We start from the raw sequence: 539 nt of genomic DNA, 5'->3' as shown, positions 1-539 counted from the left end.
CAAGGTAGCCGTAGGGGAACCTGCGGCTGGATCACCTCCTTTCTAAGGAAGCCGACCCTGGCTGGTCCGGCACCTTCAAGTCCAGCGGACATCTCTGCCGCCGCCGGCGCATCCCTTCTCACGGTTCTCGACGCAGGTCCCAGCGACCTGCGGCCGGGCTAGTAGCTCAGTTGGTTAGAGCGCGCGCTTGATAAGCGTGAGGTCGGAGGTTCAAATCCTCCCTGGCCCACCATGTTTAGCGGTCGTGCGTATCNTAGCTCAGTTGGTTAGAGCGCGCGCTTGATAAGCGTGAGGTCGGAGGTTCAAATCCTCCCTGGCCCACCATGTTTAGCGGTCGTGCGTATCGCCGATCGGGGGCATAGCTCAGTTGGGAGAGCGCCTGCTTTGCAAGCAGGAGGTCGTCGGTTCGATCCCGTCTGCCTCCACCAGTTTCCGCGAGGAAGACTGGTGTCGATGGTAGAGGCGAGCCGCTCAGCTTCGAGGACCGTTGGAAGGAACCACAACACGGCAACGTGAACAGCAACGAGCGCGCAGCGCTC

The 539-nt window shown here is 61.3% G+C and carries 2 tRNA genes; both read left to right on the top strand.

The annotated features are described in order from the left end of the window. Positions 1 to 155 precede the first annotated feature (155 nt). Positions 156 to 232, top strand: a tRNA-Ile gene (locus tag JHL17_RS06220). A gap of 120 nt (positions 233 to 352) precedes the next feature. Then, positions 353 to 428: transfer RNA gene (locus JHL17_RS06215), tRNA-Ala, on the top strand. The last annotated feature ends 111 nt before the right edge of the window (positions 429 to 539 follow it).

This window comes from Azospirillum endophyticum (genome assembly GCF_016595245.1).
Classification (GTDB): Bacteria; Pseudomonadota; Alphaproteobacteria; order Azospirillales; family Azospirillaceae; genus Azospirillum; species Azospirillum endophyticum.
The sequence above is the reverse complement of the archived record's forward strand: the minus strand, read 5'-3'. Positions and strand labels throughout refer to the sequence as shown.